The following is a 1,918-nucleotide window of genomic DNA, read 5'->3' on the forward strand; positions in this document are numbered from 1 at the left end:
CTGTGTTTGGCCCACATGCTGCGCACGCCGGGACGGTTCGCGGCGACGACCAGGGCCGCGCGGGCGGTGTCGTCGAGGATCTTGACCATGGACGGGTCCTCTTCTCGTCTCGGGTGCTTATCCGGCGAGTGCGCCGGGGAGGGTGGCGTGTTCGGGCAGCACTGCACCGATGCCGAGGGAGCCGTAGAACCCGGCGGCCTGCCAGCGGTAGGCGCGGCGGATCTTGAGACGGCACTGCACCGACAGATCGCGGACGATGGCTTCGATGGCCGGGATGTCGCCGGTGAGGGGCTCGGTGACGGTGATCAGCACCCCGAAGCGCACGAGTCCGTGGCCACGGGCCTGCTCTTCGCGGGCGCGGGAGGTCGATTCGACCTTGATCGAGGCGGTCACCGATCCGATGCCGCGCCCGCCTTGCTCGGCGATGAGTGCGTTCTTGTAGTCGGTGTCGACGATCTTGACCGCATCCGCCGCGGTGTGGGGTCGGTAGATGATCGCGACACGTTTGCGAGGCACGTCGGGATTGGGAGCGAGGATGCGCCGAAGGACGCCCTCGTCGACGGCGCTGGCGGGAGCGGAATCCATTTCCCAGGTCACCGACCGGCCACCGTCGTGGACGTACTGGTCGAACTTCTCCTCGTGCGAAACCGGTCCGGCGTCGTCCCAGTGAAGTCCGTGTCCCGCCGAGCTCGACGACGCGCGTTCGAGATCTGCCTGTGAAGCGGGATCGGTGGAGCGCCGGACGAAGGCGACGATGTCGGCCGCAGGCATGGGCCGGACCATCACCGACGCCGATTTGAGGGCCGCGCACAGCCCTGGTAGTCGACGGCTGATCTCGACGGCCTGCTCGGACGGGTCCTTCTTGCGGGCATCAGTGGTGGCGCGGAATGTCACTGCGATCCGGGCCTCGAGCTGGACCTGTTCGGTGGGCAGCGACTCGGCGAGGTCGTACATCGAATGCTGAGCCAGGGCAGGTGCATTCGGCGCGGTGTTGCGGTCGACTTCGGCGAGCAACCGGTTACCGGTTTCGGGGACTGTGTCGATGACCGGGACGACGGCCACGATGTCGGAAGTCTGGCCCATCGCGGCGAGTACGACTCCCCATTCGCCGACCCAGTTGTTGATCAGGGACTGATCGACTGCTTCGTCGCCCTGCGGCCAGGCGCGCAGCACCACGGTGTAGCAGTGCTTGGCGGGCATGTGGATCATCCCGAACCGGAACCCGGCGGCGTCTTCGCCTTCGTAGAGTTTGGTCGGGGCCATGATGCCCGGGAGGAACGCTTTGCCTCCGGGTAGTTCGGAGAACAGCCCGCCTCGGTAGATGTTCTCTTTCCTGCGTCGTGCTCGTATCCACTGCATTCTCAGCACCGTCATTTCGTATCCGGATCGACCATCTCTGCTCCACACCAGCGGTGCGGCAACAACTGTCGCGATTGTTGCGACGACCACGCCTGTGCCGAAACCGGCGAACATCATGGTCACCATCACCGAGATCACCAGGACGAACCCGATGATCGTCGCTGCCCATGTCGCACCGAACAATCCGGTGTTTCGGGGCTTGGTCCACCCGTGGTAGAGCAGACCTGCTTCGGTTCTCGTCGCCATCTACTCACTCCTCGGATAGGAAAGAACACGTTGCGCCACAACCGGTGTGGCCGATGTCGGGGTGGTCATCGCGGTATCGCGTGTCGGTTACCGCTGCTGCTGTTGTTGTTCGAGGTTCGGCCACCGGCGAGGTCGTCGGCCGAACGTCCTGCGCCCGCAGCTCCGGACCCCACCGCCTTGGCTGCCTTCGATCCCGATCCGCCGCCCGATCCTCCGCGAGATCCGTTGGCGCTCTGACTCTGTCGGCCTGATGCCGAGGACGGCGAACCGCCTGGCGGAGGGTGGGGTCAGGTTCGGTCGTGGGCTCGGGCGA

General features: G+C 65.7%; 1 protein-coding gene. It reads right to left on the reverse strand.

The window, feature by feature from the left end; all coding sequences use genetic code 11:
* Nucleotides 1-117: 117 nt before the first annotated feature.
* Nucleotides 118-1,605 carry an SCO6880 family protein gene (locus RHBS_RS27340; RefSeq protein WP_121870948.1) on the reverse strand — a complete coding sequence of 496 codons (1,488 nt, stop codon included), beginning with the start codon at nt 1,603-1,605 and terminating at the stop codon, nt 118-120.
* Between the last annotated feature and the right edge of the window lie 313 nt (nt 1,606-1,918).

This window comes from Rhodococcus sp. BS-15, assembly GCF_000813105.1.
GTDB lineage: Bacteria > Actinomycetota > Actinomycetes > Mycobacteriales > Mycobacteriaceae > Rhodococcoides.